Origin of the sequence: Cytobacillus solani, assembly GCF_001420595.1 — a bacterium.
In the GTDB taxonomy this organism is placed as follows: domain Bacteria; phylum Bacillota; class Bacilli; order Bacillales; family Cytobacillaceae; genus Cytobacillus; species Cytobacillus solani.
The window spans coordinates 4,937,090-4,955,859 of sequence record NZ_LJIX01000006.1; the positions used below are offsets into that span (position 1 = coordinate 4,937,090).

Annotated in this window: 16 protein-coding genes and 3 tRNA genes; 1 reads left to right on the forward strand and 18 read right to left on the reverse strand. The window is 38.7% G+C overall.

Annotated elements, in window-relative coordinates:
- Window positions 1-16 precede the first annotated feature (16 nt).
- Window positions 17-1,207 (forward strand): coenzyme F420-0:L-glutamate ligase, encoded by a 1,191-nt coding sequence (locus tag AN957_RS26255; RefSeq protein WP_053478338.1) that lies wholly within the window; start codon window positions 17-19, stop codon window positions 1,205-1,207.
- A 434-nt stretch (window positions 1,208-1,641) separates the two neighbouring features.
- On the opposite strand, the gene AN957_RS26260 is transcribed toward AN957_RS26255, so the two are convergent.
- The 18 genes from AN957_RS26260 to AN957_RS26340 form a co-directional block, all read right to left on the reverse strand.
- A complete protein-coding gene (locus tag AN957_RS26260; protein WP_053478337.1) occupies window positions 1,642-2,253 on the reverse strand; it encodes a hypothetical protein in 612 nt (203 codons plus the stop codon).
- A gap of 12 nt (window positions 2,254-2,265) precedes the next feature.
- Window positions 2,266-3,435: a ParM/StbA family protein gene (locus AN957_RS26265; protein WP_053478336.1), complete on the reverse strand. Its 1,170-nt coding sequence runs from the start codon at window positions 3,433-3,435 to the stop codon at window positions 2,266-2,268.
- Between the two features lie 550 nt (window positions 3,436-3,985).
- On the reverse strand, window positions 3,986-4,501 hold the full coding sequence (locus AN957_RS26270) for an imm68 putative immunity domain-containing protein (protein WP_245637818.1): 516 nt from the start codon (window positions 4,499-4,501) through the stop codon (window positions 3,986-3,988).
- Between the two features lie 109 nt (window positions 4,502-4,610).
- Entirely contained in the window at window positions 4,611-6,284 is a 1,674-nt protein-coding gene (locus AN957_RS26275) for a DUF6138 family protein (protein WP_053478335.1), read from the reverse strand.
- A gap of 92 nt (window positions 6,285-6,376) precedes the next feature.
- On the reverse strand, window positions 6,377-6,649 hold the full coding sequence (locus AN957_RS26280; RefSeq protein WP_053478334.1) for a dsDNA nuclease domain-containing protein: 273 nt from the start codon (window positions 6,647-6,649) through the stop codon (window positions 6,377-6,379).
- Between the two features lie 421 nt (window positions 6,650-7,070).
- Window positions 7,071-7,550 carry a 23S rRNA (pseudouridine(1915)-N(3))-methyltransferase RlmH gene (gene rlmH / locus AN957_RS26285; RefSeq protein ID WP_056686995.1) on the reverse strand — a complete coding sequence of 160 codons (480 nt, stop codon included), beginning with the start codon at window positions 7,548-7,550 and terminating at the stop codon, window positions 7,071-7,073.
- A gap of 80 nt (window positions 7,551-7,630) precedes the next feature.
- Entirely contained in the window at window positions 7,631-7,792 is a 162-nt protein-coding gene (locus AN957_RS27275; RefSeq protein WP_075209268.1) for a CxxH/CxxC protein, read from the reverse strand.
- Window positions 7,793-7,950: 158 nt separating this feature from the next.
- The gene (locus AN957_RS26290) at window positions 7,951-9,180 is read right to left on the reverse strand and encodes a S1C family serine protease (protein ID WP_053478332.1); all 1,230 of its coding nucleotides are present in this window, start codon (window positions 9,178-9,180) and stop codon (window positions 7,951-7,953) included.
- A 235-nt stretch (window positions 9,181-9,415) separates the two neighbouring features.
- A complete protein-coding gene (locus AN957_RS26295; RefSeq protein ID WP_056686998.1) occupies window positions 9,416-10,210 on the reverse strand; it encodes an MBL fold metallo-hydrolase in 795 nt (264 codons plus the stop codon).
- Between the two features lie 6 nt (window positions 10,211-10,216).
- A complete protein-coding gene (locus AN957_RS26300; RefSeq protein WP_053478330.1) occupies window positions 10,217-11,014 on the reverse strand; it encodes a two-component system regulatory protein YycI in 798 nt (265 codons plus the stop codon).
- Window positions 11,001-12,338, reverse strand: a complete 1,338-nt coding sequence (locus tag AN957_RS26305; RefSeq protein ID WP_053478329.1) for a YycH family regulatory protein — start codon at window positions 12,336-12,338, stop codon at window positions 11,001-11,003. Before AN957_RS26305 ends, AN957_RS26300 begins: the two co-directional genes overlap by 14 nt.
- Window positions 12,335-14,161: a cell wall metabolism sensor histidine kinase WalK gene (gene walK, locus AN957_RS26310; RefSeq protein ID WP_053478328.1), complete on the reverse strand. Its 1,827-nt coding sequence runs from the start codon at window positions 14,159-14,161 to the stop codon at window positions 12,335-12,337. The genes AN957_RS26305 and walK overlap by 4 nt, the downstream gene beginning before the upstream one ends.
- A 9-nt stretch (window positions 14,162-14,170) precedes the next feature.
- Window positions 14,171-14,881, reverse strand: coding sequence for a response regulator YycF (gene yycF / locus AN957_RS26315; protein WP_053478327.1), 711 nt, complete (start codon window positions 14,879-14,881; stop codon window positions 14,171-14,173).
- Window positions 14,882-15,090: 209 nt separating this feature from the next.
- Window positions 15,091-16,563 (reverse strand): peptidoglycan DD-metalloendopeptidase family protein, encoded by a 1,473-nt coding sequence (locus AN957_RS26320; protein WP_053478326.1) that lies wholly within the window; start codon window positions 16,561-16,563, stop codon window positions 15,091-15,093.
- Window positions 16,564-16,967: 404 nt separating this feature from the next.
- Window positions 16,968-17,040 (reverse strand) — tRNA-Phe (locus AN957_RS26325).
- 67 nt (window positions 17,041-17,107) lie between these two features.
- A tRNA-Glu gene (locus AN957_RS26330) sits at window positions 17,108-17,179 on the reverse strand.
- A gap of 11 nt (window positions 17,180-17,190) precedes the next feature.
- Window positions 17,191-17,266: transfer RNA gene (locus AN957_RS26335), tRNA-Lys, on the reverse strand.
- Window positions 17,267-17,390: 124 nt separating this feature from the next.
- On the reverse strand, window positions 17,391-18,683 hold the full coding sequence (locus AN957_RS26340) for an adenylosuccinate synthase (RefSeq protein WP_056687000.1): 1,293 nt from the start codon (window positions 18,681-18,683) through the stop codon (window positions 17,391-17,393).
- Between the last annotated feature and the right edge of the window lie 87 nt (window positions 18,684-18,770).

Sequence of the window (18,770 nt, forward strand, 5' to 3'; positions counted from 1 at the left end):
TAGAGGAGAGATTAAATTGACAAGAGCCGTTGGAACAGTAGTTCGTGGGCTTCGCGGTCCTATCATTAACAAAGGAGATAATATCGAACAAATCGTAGTTGATACAGTAATAAATGCTGCAAAAATCGAAGGCTTTTCGATAGAGGATCGTGATATTGTAACAGTAACTGAATCCATTGTCGCTCGTGCACAAGGAAACTATGCGACAATTGACGATATAGCAACAGATATTAAAGCAAAATTCGGTGACGAAACAATTGGTATCATTTTTCCGATTCTTAGCCGTAATCGATTTGCAAACTGCTTACGAGGGATAGCAAAAGGGGCAAAGAGTATAGTCTTAATGTTAAGCTATCCATCTGATGAAGTCGGGAACCACCTTGTAGATATCGACGAACTAGACATTAAAGGCATAAATCCATGGACAGATGTATTATCTGAAGCTCAGTTCCGTGAACATTTCGGTTTTATCCAACATCCATTTACAGGTGTTGATTACATCGAATACTATAAATCCCTGATTCAGGCTGAAGGTGTAACTTGCGAGGTTATTTTCTCAAACAACCCAAAAACCATTTTAGACTATACAAAGAAGGTATTAACTTGTGATATTCACTCACGTTTCAGAACAAAACGGATCTTAACAAACCATGGTGCTGAAAAAGTATATGGACTTGATGATATTCTTTCAGAATCAATCAATGATAGCGGCTTTAATGAAGCTTTTGGTCTACTTGGATCAAACAAAGCAACAGAAGACAGCGTAAAACTATTTCCAAACAATTGTCAACCAATTGTTGATGAGATTCAAGCAAGAATCAAAGAAGTAACAGGTAAAACCGTTGAAGTAATGATTTATGGTGATGGGGCATTTAAAGATCCAGTCGGTAAAATTTGGGAGCTTGCGGATCCAGTAGTGTCACCTGCTTACACTAAAGGACTTAATGGTACTCCAAACGAAGTGAAATTGAAATACTTGGCAGATAACAACTTCTCACATCTTCATGGAGAAGAGTTAAAACAAGCTATTTCTGAATACATCCAGAATAAAAAAGAAGACCTAGTTGGTGCAATGGAGGCACAAGGTACTACACCTCGTAAACTAACAGACCTAATTGGATCATTATCTGATTTGACTTCGGGTAGTGGGGACAAAGGAACACCCATAATCTATATTCAAGGTTACTTCGATAACTATACAAAATAAAATAATACAAAAAGGATGTCTCCTAAATCCAGACATCTTTTTTTACTTTCATGAATTAATATACTCCATACAAAAGTTAGAGTGAAATCTAATTTTTGAGGTGTTTTTCTATGGCTAAGTATAGTGAAGGATTTAAACAAGCGGATAAAGCAAAAATTGGCAGGTATGAGTCCGGTACAATACCGTATCCATACTAGCCAATTAGCTGCATAATATAAAACTCTAACTTTCGGGCGTCACATCAGAAGGGATAGTTGCCTTTCTTTAATACGAGTCCTCAAATAAACTCTGAACGTGTAGAGTGTAGAAACAGTCTATTTAGCTTCCCGCAAATAGTTATAACAAAAAAACTCATTTACTTATGATACGGTTCCCCGTTATAGTTGTTAATGAGGTTTATTTTGTATTTGCAATTTTTTCTCTTTTCTTTCATGCTACTTATTCATTTTATTAAGAAAATCCCCTAACAGACTGTCTAGATCATTTTCCATGTCAGCCTGTTGCTCTTCTGCTGTTATCGATTTGTCTTTTGTTGCTTTTTGCCAATCAAACGTATTTAAATCATCCATTATACTTAAATCTCCGGCATCAGCTTTTTCCTCAAAAGCACTTAAATAGTTACTCGCTAAGGATGCTTCCGTATCAGGTACCTCTTCGTTCGGCAATTCTTCTTGCAAATACAAGGCATCATTAATATCTAGAGAATTACTATTTAACGATGCAAGCAAGGCAGTTGTTCGAATGGGATCCGTTAAAAGCTGGTAAACAATCGAACCCAATACGGCCTCCGAATGCTCATGTTTTAACCAATCTCGTTGTGATTTACTTAATTTATGAGGAAGAGGAACCGTAATCGTTTCCCGTTCCTTCGAAAAAGATTGTCCAACCCCTTGTAACACAAACTCGGCAATCTTACTCGAAAAATTCCTTCTTTCTAATTCCTTTAGCCTTTGTAAATGCCCTAATAGATGATCAGGGGTATCTGAAGGGATACGAAATGAAATGGCTTGCCCTCTCTTAATCTCCTTTGAACTAGAGCTTTTCATATCATCACCCTATTATTTCTTCACAGGTTCTTGGGATGGTTTAGACTTTTCACTCTTCCTCACAAAATCAGTAATAAGCTTATAGTAAGCATTCGCCATCATCCAAATACTCTCTTTCTCATCTTCAAAGAAATCAATATTATACCCATCTAGATTATTATTCAATGTTTTAATATATTCTTTTAAAACATTCGCTCCCCCACCAACAAAATAGCAGATTTCTGTTTGTGAATTTTTCTGCCATACATTTCGTAATAGACGATATTGTTTTTTTGCTAGTTCAAGTAAGATCCGATCCGTAATATCATGGACACTTGTCCGACTTCCCTTCACCATAATATGATTCCGGTCATTTTTTCTCGTGATAATTTCGACAACATCACGACGGCTATCTAATTCGATGGCATGTTTCGATCTGATTTCTTCTCTAATAGCCTCTAATGATTCCGATACACCTAGATTAAATCCTTGTGCCTTATCATCATCAACATTTCGATTCTTAATGACAGCAATATCTGTCGATAGTCCCCCTATGTCCTGAATGATTATTCTTTTATCAATTAAATCTTTATTAATGATTTTTAGCTGGTTGTCCATGACAAGATTAATATAAGCGGCAAACCCTTCGGGATAAATCTTTACTTCATTAAACTTAATATTCACTTTTAAACCTTGATATTTAGGAGTAACAAGGAATTCCACCTGATGGACGGAACCAACCAATTTGGAGCGGTATCCAGCGTCCTTACCTTCCTTTACTTCACGTAGTGGGAGGCCAGTTCCAAGTGTATAATTGGCATCGATAACATTTTTTACTCGTGGGAAAGTATTGCTATTCTCCTCATTTACGGCATCTAATGCTAGAGTGGCAAAAAGCATGACCAATGTTTGATCTTCTTCGGATTTAGCGCTTCCTGGATCTAGCTCTGTTGCATTGTCACTTTTTGTTGCCAAATGGCCTACACGGTAGATGGCATTGTTATCTTTCAATGCAGGGGAGTGAACCTTGATATGTATTCCTTCTAGCGGATTTTTATTATTTAATTCTTCTATTCCAATCACAGGACGATCTTCTGTGTCTATTCCTACAATATTAGGAATATTTAATTCGTACTCTAATTCACCAAAAATGGCCTTAATGGAGTCATTACCAACATCTACAGCTGCAATTCTAGAGTTCATCTTTAATCATTCCTTTTTATTTATTTCTTTACTATTAAAAAGGCTATAAGAGATTACTAGATTCTACAATGAGCTTTACCCAAAAGATATACAACTGTAAACACTTCGTAAACTATGGCTATTTGTAGACATTTCCGTAATCTTTAGCAACAAACCTGTATACATCCTACAGCGACAAGATGTATACAGGTTTGTTTACTTGTAAACACTTTTGCATACAATCTGATTACAAAATGTAGACGTGTAAACACTTTTGTATACTTCATATTTTTCGTAAATGATTGAGAAGTTATCATTATCAACCTCTTGAAAAAACATGATGTATTTATCATTTTCCACCCTATAAAAAGGGAGAATGCTTGCGCATTCTCCCTTTTTAATATATTTTTTAAATTCCCGCCTTAGTTTCTAAAAAACTCATTTACTTATGGTACGGTTCTCCGTAACTGGTCTATCGGCGAAAATTCACCACGGCACTTAACCGGCAACCATCTTTATAGTAATGACCCATAACCATATTCACAGGATCTTTATCACAAACATGTGCAACTTATACCAGCTCATCCGCGATCATTTTCGCCTTTTCCGCAATCTCTCTCATATCCTCGACCGGAACAAGCTCGGCTAATTCGTAAGCCAGCGGATTACGGGAAAATTTGTACAATTCGTCCCGCAGCAGGTTCCTTTTTTCTATGGATGCATCTATATAAAGCTTGCATGGCTGCCTAGCCTCATCCAAATCATGCAAATCGACATAGCCTGATTTATGAGACTCCAACACAATAGCTGAAAGATCGATTAGAGCTGAGCAGGCAATATCAATTTCTGCTCGAAATGTGCCGTTAGCACTTTTCACATCAAATCCAATACTTCCGCCGTTCTCCAAGTCCCCCTCAGAAAGGAGCTCATCGAAACCCAATTCCTCTAAAATCTGATTGAGCGTCACATCCGTTGAGTCCAATTGTTCTAAATAGTCTATTAATGCCAGTGAATCATCGGACCCGCCAATTAAATCTCTCCACCATTTGTTTATGTATATGTTCTTCTCCCACTTTCTTTTAAGCATTGTAATTATCCAAATAAGACCGTTTTATTATTATAAGAGGTCATAGGCTTTGACTAACGCTTAATCTCTCAAAAGCATACTTATCAATGCCGCTATCGCCGAGCCATCGTCAGGCTATACCCGCCGCCTTTAAGAGACGAATTAACAGCTCCTTGCGCGTTCCCTGTGCCTTGCGAGCCAATGCAGCCAGCTTCTCCGCCTTGCCCCAGATCGGGTACAATACCCGTTCGGCCTCATCATCCGACAAAGTCTCTATTTGCTGTACTAATAGCGTAAGCTTGTCTTCACTTTCCAGCTCCGGCTGAATTTTCAGCTTTAACGAATCGTGGGAACGAAGCAGGCAGGAGATCAAGGTGGGCGTCGAGCGTTCCGTTATACCATAGGTCTCGACAAAAACGGCTGTGAACTTGTCATGCACCAGCTGGTGCTCATCATCTACAAGGTCTATGTAAGCTTCAACAAGCGGAAAGTACCCTTCGGACGAAAGCCCCAGCCCGAACACAGCATAACTGCCAGGCATGACGCTTTTTTCGTCATCCACATCTTCATACCATTCGAATTCTACCATCGCCTCACGAGCGTATTCCTCCAATAACGGATGCAGCTCGGAATAAGCCAGAGCATTCGCAAAAAAACGATGCGTTTCCGATTTGGCTAGCCCCTTGATGGGCAAATACTCTCTCACGCTAGATTTTAACTTGATTTTGTAGCTTTTCGGGAAGCCCTTTCTGAGCAAAGAGAGAATAAACGAAATTGCCCCTTCATACGCCCCGGCTTCTTCCTTGCGAATAACGATGGTGAAGAGGGAAAAAACATCGTTAGCCTTGCATTCGACCAATTCATGGCGCATATGAACGTCTTCTTGAGAGAAGCTGTCGCTGCCCTCCTTCAGCATACGTGTGGCTTTGCCGCTGCCAAGCTGCTTCGCCAGCTCCAAAAAAGTCAGTCCCCTAAATTTGCTGTAGTTCGGCTCATAACGAATAATCATTACCGCGCCGTACAACAGAAGGTCAATAGGCTGATTTGGCTCATCCTTATTCTCAAGAACAGCATCCGGCTTGATCACATACTCATTGCTCCCGTATTCGGAACGGGTAACATCATAGTAACGAGGCAGGAATACATCCTCAGCCCAGCCAGTCAAACCTCTAATGATATCTCTTCGATGCTCCGCGAGAGCCTCAGCCCGTTCTTTATTCAACTCTTGAATCCGATCAAATAAGGTGATCGTCTTTGCGGCTTCCGGTTCGGGGAACAAATCCGGATTCAGCAGATGACGCGCCAAAAAGAAAGTTTCCAGCGGCTTTGTCGGGTAAGAGTCCTTCTCCAGTTTTTTCTCGATATAGGACCGAATTTGCTCTAGAAGCTGCCTCTTTTTCGCTTCATACACAGTTTCCAGCACCGTTAATTCCACAAGCCCGTCCATCGTTGCGAAAGTTCCTTGGAAGGTAAAACGGTAGTTGATCAACGGCGACGTTTCCAGCTTGTTCAGCCTCTTCCTTACGATTTCCGCCAGCAGGGGCTGAATCTCATGCAATATCTGCTCCCGCGTAAAGGGTGAAGCTTTCATCGACTTTTTGCCTGCGGCACTCCCCACAGATTTCGAACTGTCGACCCTAGTCCTGCCCGGTCGATAATCCAGCTTGACAAAGTTAAAGATGCCTACTTGCAGCGTGGTGCGTAAGACCACTTCCTCTGCGTTCTTTCGATTCTCCTGTTCGTCAAACCAATTATTGATGGCCGTTTTCATCTCTTCCAGCGCTTCTTTCTGCAATTCGTTCATTGTCTTCTGCCTTTCCGCGTGTTCTATCTTTTCTCAACATAATCATACTATGAAAATGGAAAACCTTGTTGAATTGATATTCCTCTCCGCCCTTACGCTCCTGGTTTTCTATTTGTCAAAGAGTTTAAAGTCCAGTTTTTTGAACTAGTTTTTATCTGAAAAAAGGAATTGTTTTCAGGGTCTGTAGCTGAATCATAAATAACAACATCATCGTAATAGTCCATAACTAATAAGAAATCCCCTTCAACTCCATACATTTCCATCATCTTTAAAATAGCCCAATCTTTTTGGTAATCAAATCTATTTGAAGAACGTGGACCACTAATGTCTCTCTGCTTAACAAATGAGTCTTTTAGTTTATCCATGTAATCAATCCTATTCATTCTCAATCTGAGAGTTTGTTAATATATGAATAAATCATCTTCCTCAATTGTATCGATAAAATAGGTCCATAACAACATTTTTTACCAATTTTACCATTTTATGTAGTAAAGAAGTAGTAACTTCTCTCTGTTAAATATTACAGTCATTTCCTTAATTCGTATCCCACATTGATTTTAGGATATATTCTTTGTTTTAATTCTTTTAAAACAAAGAAATGATAAATACAGAGTATTGAATGCTTAGCTAATACATAAAATTTACTAGTATCAGATATGATGGTTGCTCTATTCATTTATTTCTACTTGTAAATAATTGGGAGTTATTGTACATATTACTTGTTTACCTTGATATTTAAAATGCCGTTAGTTTATAAACTAACGGCATTTGTGGTAATAACCTCATTTACTTATGATACGGTTCTCCCCGCAAAATCCGAAACGCCCGATAAACCTGCTCCACCAATATTAGCCTCATTAACTGATGTGGAAAGGTCATTTTCGAAAAACTCAGTTTCTCATTCGCCCGCTGCAAGACCTCAGAGCTCAGCCCTAGCGATCCTCCGATCACAAACGTCACTTTGCTTTTACCATATGTAGCTAACTTATCCAGACCATCAGCCAGCTCCTCTGATATTTTCATTTTCCCCTCAATCGCTAGAGCAATGACATGTGCGTCTGGATGGATTTTTGATAGGATCCGCTCGCCTTCCTTTTGTTTCACTTGGAGCATTTCAGTATCGCTTAATTCTTCTGGGGCTTTTTCGTCTGGGACTTCGATGATTTCTATTTTTGCGTAGGCCGATAGTCTTTTTAAGTATTCATCTATTCCTTGCTTTAAGTATTTTTCTTTTAGTTTGCCAACCGTAATTATTGAGATATTCACAGGTCATCCTCACTTTGTAAACAAGATATCCACATTAGTTATCCACATATCCACATTTTCTATCCACATCTTGTGTGAGATCATTCGTTCGCCACAAGATATACAGCGTGATTTTGGCAATATTCACAGGCTGTTGATAACTCTTCTTCCTTTGAAATTTTCGATAATTGCGGAAAGGTTTCGTACTCATCAACGACTGTATCTATTGCTATATCAACATGTTCCTCGCAGCTGTAAATCATTTAAGCATTCCTTCTTTCTTCATTTTCACTTGTGATTATTATTTGAATTGTGGATAATTTTCATTCCATTCACATTTTCTACTTATCCACATCTCATCATATCAAACCAATAAAAAACAGGAAAGCCTCATTGTGCTTTCCTGCTTTTATCTTGGTTATTAGAATGTTTCACCGCTCAGTTTAATGGTTGCTTCTTGAAGCTTACCTGCTCGGTAAAACTTCACTTTCATCTGATCGCCAACTTTTTTCTGATTATACAAATGCTTTCTAAGCTGAATGACATCCCCTATTGCTTCGCCATCCATTTCAACAATTACATCCATTTCCTTTAAGCCTGCTTGAGCAGCAGGTGAATTAGGTTCAACAGATGTAATCGCAACTCCTGCTTTCACATCTCGAGGAAGTTTTAATGCCTCTTGCTGATAGTAGCCAGGGATTTCACTTACCGATGCTAACTGAATACCCATGTATGGTCTTCTTACTTCACCAAATTTCTCTAGGTCCTCAATAATTGGCCGGGCATAATTGATTGGAATAGCCAATCCGATTCCTTCAACCGCTGACTCAGCAATTTTCATTGAATTAATGCCGATGACTTGGCCACTAATATTAATTAAGGCTCCACCGCTATTCCCTGGGTTAATGGCTGCATCTGTTTGTAGAACCTCAGCCTGCCAATCAGCTGTTCCATTTTGGTCAATATCAACTGGTACTGTCCGTTCTAAGCCAGAAATAATCCCTTGTGTGACAGAGCCCTCAAATGTGCCTAATGGATTTCCGATTGCGATGACTGGTTCCCCAGTTTTCAATGCACCTGAATCACCAAATTCAGCAACCGTTTTAATATCCTTTGAGTCCACTTCCAATACAGCTAGATCTGTCCAAATATCACTGCCAACAAGCTTTGCCGGTATTTTTGTTCCATCTGCAAGACTTACCTCAAGCTGCTGGGCACCTTCAACCACATGGTGATTCGTTACGATGAAAGCACTTTTCCCCTGCTTTTTATATATAACACCTGAACCAGTTCCAGCTGGCACCCCATCTTCACCAGCTTCTCTGGACCAGAAGCCTGCTGCTTGGATATTTGTAATACTAACGACTGCATCCCCCGCTTTATCAACGGCTTTCGTTACATCTGTTACGACATTAAGGGATACATTTTGCGTAGGAACGTTCGCACTTTCATTATTCGCCGCTTCCTCTTCCAATTGGTTATCCGGCTCGATTGAATACGGCAAAACATTGTAATCTGCGAGCTTAGGGATTGCAATAATGACAAGAATGGCTCCTAGAATCACACCTACTAGGCTTGCTAAAAAATACCCGCCTTTGTTTCCTTTTTGTTTATTGGATCGATTTTGATAATCTTGATCATAATAGCCCACCTTGCACCAGTCCTTTCATTTCACGTCTATTTAAAAAATGAGAGAGCTACATGTTTACCTTTAATGTCATGATTAGTCCTAAGATTTATTCTTCCTTCTTACCCATTATTATACTCCCTCAATTTTTATAAGCTAAGAAAAAAGCAATTGTAAAACTCAATCTTACGACTTTGTTCATAAGTTTGATGAATTTTGTTAAAAAAAATGAGCATCGCCTTAAGCGATGCCCATTCTATTAAACCGCTGTTAATGCCGTCGGAATTTTCGGGTCTGTATCAAACAGGTCAAACTGCTCCCCTACTCTAATCCCTCTGCCCTCAAGCGTTTGTGCAACAGCCATTCTCGCTAAATCCTTCATATTATTGTCCTGGCTTAAATGAGCCAAATAAATGCGCTTTGTTCGATCCCCAGCTACTTCACTCATGGCAATCGCCGCATCCTCATTAGAGACATGGCCAACATCGCTTAAGATTCTTCGTTTAATACTCCAAGGATACCTTCCCATTCTAAGCATCTGCACATCATGATTACTTTCGAATACATACGCATCCGCATTGGAAATAAGGCCCTTCATCCGGTCACTTACATAGCCTGTATCTGTTATAATAACCACTTTCTTTTGCCCATGATGAAAAACGTAGAACATCGGGTCTGCCGCATCATGGGAAACACCGAATGATTCGACATCTAAAGAACCGAATGTCTTTACGGTTTCCATATTAAAAACAAACTTCTGCTCAACAGGTACTTGTCCAATTAAGCCATCCATTGCCTGCCATGTTTTTTCGTTTGCATACACAGGTAATTTATATTTTCTAGCCACAATTCCGACACCTTTAATATGATCACTATGCTCATGTGTAACTAAAATACCTGAGAGCTTCCCCATATCCCGGTCAATCTTTTGAAATAAGGCTTCCATCTGTTTCCCGCTTAGACCAGCATCAACCAAAAATGAATGATCCTCTGTCTCAACATAGATCGCATTCCCCGTACTTCCGCTTGCGAGAACGCTAAATTCCAAGGACATATTCTCTCACTCCACTATTTTTTTCTCTTCATTGTTTAATTGCATTATCTGCCCCTCGTACGCGTGGACAAATATATTCTCTTCCCCATTAATCACAAAGCGCCAAGCAGGTGTCAGCACCTGGGATGTACCAGTATGAAGAAAGGTTACATAGCCTAACTCGACTTTTGAGATTTTGCTTTTCGGCTTTAAGGAGCCCTTTTCATATAATGTTTCAATCGCTTTAAGCGGCTGGATTATTTTTTCCTTTTCTGAAAGCTCTTCAATTTTCTCTAAAATCGTTTGCTGATAGGAAACAATATCATTTTCAGCATTTAGCCATATCGTCAATTCCCCGCTAATATTTTTATAGAAAACTTTGTCCTTAAACTGCTGATAGTAGGTAATTTTGTTTTCATCTTTTCCCCAGAAACGATACTGATCACCATATATCACATGGTTTTTAACAAAAGAATTAATCTCTGCCGTATCTAACTTATCCTTTAACTCATACGGCTTATCTAGGGTGGCTGTTAAGACCAAGCCATCATTTACCGTTACTTGCTGCCCTTTTAGCTTTGGATCATCCAATCCATCATCATTCGTAAAGTTTTTAGGCGTAGCACTTAAATAGTTATCTTTTTGAATATTTTTCGGAAGATCATTATACTCAATTTCATCCGCTTTCAGTCTTTTATCAAATGATGGCTCCACAATTAATTCATATTGACTTGAATCCTTTAATTTAAAGAACTCATACATTAAATAGATATCGAGTACAAGAAAGGTCAATATAAAGATTGTTTTAATTTTACTCCAATCCATGATTGCCCCCTCCTATTTCCTCGAAGGAAATTTTATTCCATATATCATTGTATTGATAGTACCAAGCCGGTTCAAGATAAACTAATCGAGTATGTAAATCCTTTGTCATCGTATACCCTATTGCCATATCCTGCAGCTGATTAAGATGAACACCTTCCATTTGCTCTAGCCACTCTAATGCCTCTGGACCAGAACGCAGAGTTGTTTCAGATTCATCCGGTGTTTGAATGCCAAACGAAAAATTACTGCGGGAATACTCCAGAATCTCGTTTTGTCCCCAAGTATGGCTTATTTCGGAGATTCCATTCGCATCACTAAACACGGGATACCCATTATTCTCATAAAGGCGAAACAATACTCGATGATTTGATTCATCAATCTTCACATATTGATAATTTCCTGTCCAGCCGCCATGTTCATTGACAAAATCGATACTTCTTTTCAAGAGATTATCTGTAGGAAACTGGCTCTCATTGCTTTCAACCGGATTCACATATGAAAGTGTATTTTTATCCTCATCCACTCTCATCAGACTTGAATAATCCTTAAACTCTACCCCTGAACCTGAAGACTGCCAATTCTTCTGAACCACACTTGGATCTTTAAATAAAGCGTTCTTATACTTTTCAGGGTCTAATGGGTTGGATACATATTGATAGCTTAACATTTTTGTTTCATCAGACAGCAAAAAGAGCACTCGATCCTCAGACACTTTATATTGAAAATAGGAAGAATAACTTAAATTGTATTCCACATTTTTAAAGAATGCATTATTAAAATTATGGACGAAAGATGAAGCAACATGGCTTCTATATGCCTTTTTTTCTTTAGAAGATATAAAATAGACATAGCTTTGTTCCTTCTGCGTTGCACCTATATCAATAACAATACGATCAAATTGAAAATGAGGCAGTTTTTTATCTTTAATATCAATAATTGACCGATAAAGATCAATTGGAATCAGGTCTGGAAATTCAATAACTGCTTTTCCTGAATTATGGATAAAGGAGGGGTAACTGCCTATTCCACCTGAAATATTCTCAAAATCAGCATAATTCCATCTGCTTATTTCAGCTATAACCTTATTAATTTCATTTATATCAACTGTTCCGAAATGACTCTCTTTATCAAGATGATAGATAATCCGATCAGGCCTAACAATTTCTCCGACTTCCTTTTTGTCACTTATCGCTACTTTTTCAACCGTATTTTGCTTTTCAATCACTTCTAAATTTGGCTGGTATGTCCAAATACTCCATGTTAATAAAATACTAAAACAGACTAAAATGACTAATATGACTGATTTAATATTTTCATATGTCATTCCCAATCATCCTCTTCAGTACGAGCATCATAAGGCAGGCTGAAAAATATCGATGTTCCTTTCCCCTCTTTACTCATTGCCCATATTTCACCACCATGTGCTTCAACCATTTCCTTAGCAATAGCCAGACCAAGACCTGTACCACCCAATTTTCTAGTTCTTGCTTTATCAACTCGATAAAATCTGTCAAATATTTTATCAATATTTTCCTTCGGTATCCCCACTCCTTGGTCAGAAACGCTCACAACTATCATACCTAGCTTTTCTTCTACACGGAATGTAACCTTTCCACCTTCTGGAGAATACTTCAGTGCATTGGATATGATATTATCCAGCACTTGTGTAAGCTTATCCGCATCAATCTCAACAAATGCAGCCTGATTAGGTAGTCTTCGGTCAAAAATCACATTTTGTTTCTTCGTTAATTCAAATCGATCGATAATCCGGTTATAGAAGGAAATAAGATCGATCCACTCTTTTGTCAGACGGTAATCCTTGCTGTCCATTTTTGATAATTGCAGCAAATCATTCACAAGACGAATCATCCGTTCTGTCTCATTTTGGGTTACTTCTAAAAAGTTTGGTGCAATCTCCTTATCCTGCCACGCACCATCAGCTAGCGCTTCTAAATAGCTTCTCATCGTCGTTAATGGTGTTCTTAGTTCATGAGATACATTTGCAACAAATTCACGGCGCTCCGTCTCAATTTTCTCTTGCTCTGTAATGTCATGAAGCACAGTAATAAGGCCATTTACAAATCCAGTTTCCTTTTGGATAACGGAAAAGTTTGCCCGTAAGATTAATGTATTTGTAGGTTCACTGTAATCTAAAATAACTGAATCTCGTTCTGCAAGCAGTTCATCGAAGGTATAGTCCTCCTCCAGACCAAGAAGTGGAACAATTGGAGAGGACAGGACTGTTTCACGTGAAACATTCAGCATTTCTGCCGCAGGCTCATTTATTAAAATGACACGTCCCTTCCGATCAGTCGCAATCACGCCATCCGTCATATAGGAGAGTACAGAAGACAGCTTTCGTCGTTCCCCTTCTGTTGTTGCCTGCGCTTCCTGCAGCTTTTTCGTTAAGTTATTAAATGTCATTGCGAGCTGGCCAATTTCATCATACCCGTAAACCTTAACCTTGCGCGAAAAGTTCCCTTTTGTCATCGCAAGTGCCTGCCTTCTCATATCTGACATTGGCCTTGTGATTGTTTGTGCCAAAAGAACACCTAAAACAGCAGTAATTGCAAGTGCAATGGCTGTACCAGTAATAAAAATATTATTGATTTGTCTCATTTGCTGAAAGACGTTTTCTATTTTTGCAACTGAATATATAGCACCCTTTACTTCCCCATGATGCTTAATTGGGGTAACTAATACCCAGATACGATTTCCCCTATGGTCAATCCGATCCTCGCTTGATTGCTGGGCAGTTGCAAGTGTCATCCTAATGAGCGTGTCTGTTGTCCTTTGCGTAACAACACCCTGATTATCCGGATCCGATGTGCCAAGAATCCTCAGCGAATCGTCAATGACAGTTACTTCCGTAATATCAGGTGAGTAAAAGTCTCTCAATAATTTATAAACGTCTTCTTCTTTGGTAGTCTCATCATCAGGCAGACGATCCTTCGTCATTTGTTCTTCAAGATAATAGGCAAGCAAATTCACACGGTCTTGAATCGTTGTTTTAAAATTATCCTTCAATGTAAACTCTAATTGCCGTACAAAGTAAACACCAATAATCTGCATGGCAATCAAAATTAAAAGGACATATATAATGACAAATTTAAGGTGAATCGAACGGAAAAAGCCAACTTTTTTCATTGATGCTCCTTACTCCTGTTCAGGATTTCGCAAGTAATACCCTACCCCTCTTCTCGTAACAATCCAGGTAGGATGACTTGGGTTATCTTCAATTTTTTCCCGAAGTCGTCTAACGGTTACGTCAACCGTTCGGACATCTCCATAATAATCATAGCCCCAAACCGTTTGCAGAAGATGTTCCCTTGTCATTACTTGTCCAATATGCTTAGCCAAATAGTGAAGAAGCTCAAATTCACGGTGTGTCAGCTCGATCGTCTCTCCCCGTTTAGAAACGATGTATGCGTCTGGATGAATGGTAAGGGACCCTACCGTAATTTCATTCGACTCATCTTCTTCCACCGCATTTGCTGTAATTTGCTGATGACGTCTTAGATTCGCTTTAATACGTGCAATCAGCTCTCTCGTACTAAAAGGTTTTGTTACGTAATCATCTGCCCCGAGCTCAAGCCCGATGACCTTATCAATTTCAGAGTCTTTTGCTGTTAACATAATAATTGGCATATCGTACTTTTTTCTAACTTCTCGGCAAACCTCAATGCCATCTCTTAGCGGAAGCATAATATCAAGCAGAATAAGGTCGGGTTTTATTTCTTCCACCTTGTCCAGGGCATCGTTTCCATCATAGGAACAGAAAACCTCATAGCCCTCTTTCTTTAAATTAAATTGCAAAATATCAGCAATTGGTTTTTCATCGTCTACAACAAGAATTTTTTTCTCCATATGGCGCTCCTTTTTCAATCGATTATTTGAAGGAAGTAGATTTTATTTTTTTCATATATGTTCTCACTTTTACTTTACCATTTTATAAATGAGAATACACGTATTAGAAAGATGTTACAGTATGATCATAGTTGCTATTCATTCTTTTCAAAACGAAATAGCAAAAAATCTCTAGTATGCAGCACTAGAGACTTTTTCCTGTCGATTTATTAGCGAATATAATTTAAGGGATTTTGTATTTCCCCATTTTTGTGAACTTCAAAATGCAGATGAACACCTGTTGAATTTCCAGTAGAACCCATGACACCAATTTTTGAACCTTTGGAAACAGTTTGTCCTACATTTACATCTATCGATGAAAGATGAGCATAGATTGTTTTATAGCCATTATTATGGTCAATGACAATCTTATTTCCAAAGCTTCCATCATAGCCTGCTGATACGATCACTCCATTATCGGCTGCCTTAATTGTGCGATTGCTCGGTCTGGCAATATCAATTCCCTTGTGCATTCTGCCCCAGCGATGTCCGACCTTACTGGAAATGTATCCACCATTAGCAGGCCAGATAAAGCTTCCTTCTCCACGAGATGGGACTACTTTTGTCCCTTTGACCACAATATGTTTAACCGGCTCTTGAAGAACTTCTTCTTTTGCTAGTTTCTTTGTAATGACTTGGCCATTCTGTTCAGAAATATGATAGGTTGCTGCCCGCATACCGTCTTTACCTTCTTGTTTAACCTTTGTATCACCTTTAAACATAGAAGAATCTTCCACAACCTCTTTTTCAAATGGAACCTGTTCCTTTGTAAAGGTTTCCTTTTCAACTACCACTTGTACATACGGTTTCAAAACAGTAACGTTAACTTCCTGATCAATTTGAAGAAGCGAATCCTCCGTTAACTCAGGATTAATGGCTAGCAGCTGTTTTGTTTCAAGGTTATGCGCATGGGCAATTCCTCCAAGCACATCCCCTTCTTTTACTTTATATTTCACTTCTTCTACTGAACCTTTATCAAGGAGCTTGATCGCATCTGCAACAGATAATATTTTCCCTGGTTCAATTTGTTCATTGGAAACTGTCACTTCTTTTGATAAACGAACGTCTACTATACGAGTTTCATTTTCCTTTAATGGGGGTAATGTATGATTAGAAGCTTTTTGTGCATCCAGAGCTTTCAATTGATCTTCGGATACATATTTTAACTTTAATTGGTCTAATACTGTTTTTGCCATCTCTGCATTTTCAACATAAGCAACTGGATTGCCATCAATTACTAACGCTGAGGCGTCAGCCTTTACACCAATTTCTTTAACAACTTGTTCTGCTACTTCTGAATTATTCGTAGCAGCATTTGAATGAAAAACCTGCTCCGGAACATATGTAACCTCGGACGCTACAGATAGGTTAAGATTCTGATATGTATCTTTTGACTCAGACAATTTATCATTTACAATATTTTCAATTACGCTTTTATCGGAAACAGTTCCTATGTATTTATCATTCATGTAAACATAATAAACAGTTGTTAACTTTTCACCATTTGCTAAAGCAGAAGCACCTCCCGCAAACGAGAGTGCAGCAACAGCCACTGCTGAAACTGCTGTCTTTTTAAATCCTGTTGTCATTTTCTTATATGTATCATTCTTTAACGAAAATATTTTTTTAATTGAATCTTGCATGTTACATCCTCCTAGACTACGGTACCAAACAAACTTTCATATAGTGCTATGTAACTATTTTTTAATTCCTGTAAAATTTCACTTCTCTACTTTATCATAAAAGCCACTTCTTAGATAACTAGACTTCATAATGTAACAAAAATGTATAATAGTTGACATTTTATTACTATTAATGAATATAAAAGCATAAAGCTTAGCAGGAATTGTCGAAATAATAAATCTTATATACAGGTATAAAATGCCTATATATGGAGGTTTTTGAATGTTTCTTGATCGGAGCTGCAAAGCGATAAGAAAAAAAGAGAAAGTCCTTTCAACTTCAAGAAAATGGTTTTAATGTTACAGTTATGTAACAAAAAGAGGAGTATGATAGAATCATACTCCTTTTTCCGTTATTTTTTTGATGGCTCAGGACGGAATCGAACCGCCGACACAAGGATTTTCAGTCCTTTGCTCTACCGACTGAGCTACTGAGCCGTATATAAAATATGACAGTCAGCAAGGAGGCTGTGCTTGCCAGCCGCTTACTGACTGTCATGTGCCATGACCCCTACGGGATTCGAACCCGTGTTACCGCCGTGAAAGGGCGGTGTCTTAACCGCTTGACCAAGGGGCCATTTATAAAAATGGTGAGCCATGAAGGACTCGAACCTTCGACCCTCTGATTAAAAGTCAGATGCTCTACCGACTGAGCTAATGGCTCGGAATAAAACTATTATTATGACGACGTTTTTTATAATATCATATAAACTATGTTTAAAGCAATAACTTTTTTGGTTTTCCTTAAAAACAAAAAAGCCCTGATAAGATCAGGGCTCCTTCTGCTATTAGTTTTGGCGCCAAGGGCTTCTAACAACATTTGTTTGTATACGGTCTGGACCAACTGAGAAGATTGAAAGCGGAATGCCTGTTAATTGAGATACACGCTCAAGGTAATGACGAGCATTGGCAGGAAGCTCATCTAAAGTCTTGCAGCCTGTAATATCCTCTGTCCAGCCTTGTAGCTCTTCATATACTGGCTCACATTCAGCTAGTACCTTCAAGCTTGCTGGAAATTCTTCGATAACTTCTCCTTTGTAGCGGTAAGCTACACAGATTTTCAGTGTTTCAATTCCTGTTAATACATCAATGGAATTCAGTGAAAGATCTGTCAGTCCACTTACTCGGCGAGCATGACGCACAACAACGCTATCAAACCAGCCAACACGGCGAGGTCTGCCAGTAGTTGTTCCATATTCACGGCCAACCTCACGAATTTGGTGACCAATTTCATTATCAAGCTCAGTAGGGAATGGACCATCACCCACACGAGTTGTATAAGCTTTAGAAACACCTACCACATGCTTAATTTTTGAAGGACCTACACCAGATCCGATAGTTACGCCACCTGCAACAGGGTTTGAAGATGTAACAAATGGATATGTTCCTTGATCAATATCAAGCATGACTCCTTGTGCCCCTTCAAATAGAACTCTGCGTCCTTCATCAAGTGCATCATTAAGAACTACGGATGTATCGCATACATAGTGCTTAATTTGCTGTCCATATTCATAATACTCATCTAAAATATCTTCGATTTTAAATCCTTCTGTTTCATAAATTCGATCAAACAGACGATTTTTTTCTTCAAGATTACGTGCAAGCTTTTCTTCAAATACTTCACGGTCTAATAAATCAGCAATTCGAATCCCGATTCGTGCTGCTTTATCCATATAAGCAGGGCCAATTCCCTTTTTCGTTGTACCAATTTTGTTTGCACCTTTGCTCTCTTCTTCCACCTCATCTAATTTTAAATGATATGGCAGAATGACATGAGCACGGTTGCTGATACGGAGGTTATCAGTTGTTACTCCCTTTTCATGCAGATAAGCTAGTTCTTTTATAAGCGCTTTCGGATCTACAACCATTCCGTTTCCGATCACACATGCTTTATCCTTATAAAAAATTCCGGATGGAATTAAGTGAAGCTTGTAAGTTTCTCCATTAAACTTAATTGTATGTCCCGCATTGTTTCCACCTTGGTAGCGAGCAATAACCTCAGCATTTTCAGAAAGAAAATCGGTAATTTTCCCTTTCCCTTCATCTCCCCACTGTGTTCCAACGACAACTACTGATGACATAAAAAGCACCTCCGAGATATTCATTATTAAAAATGTAAGTTTACATACGCATTAAAAATCATAATCAAATATTCCTTATATCCCTTT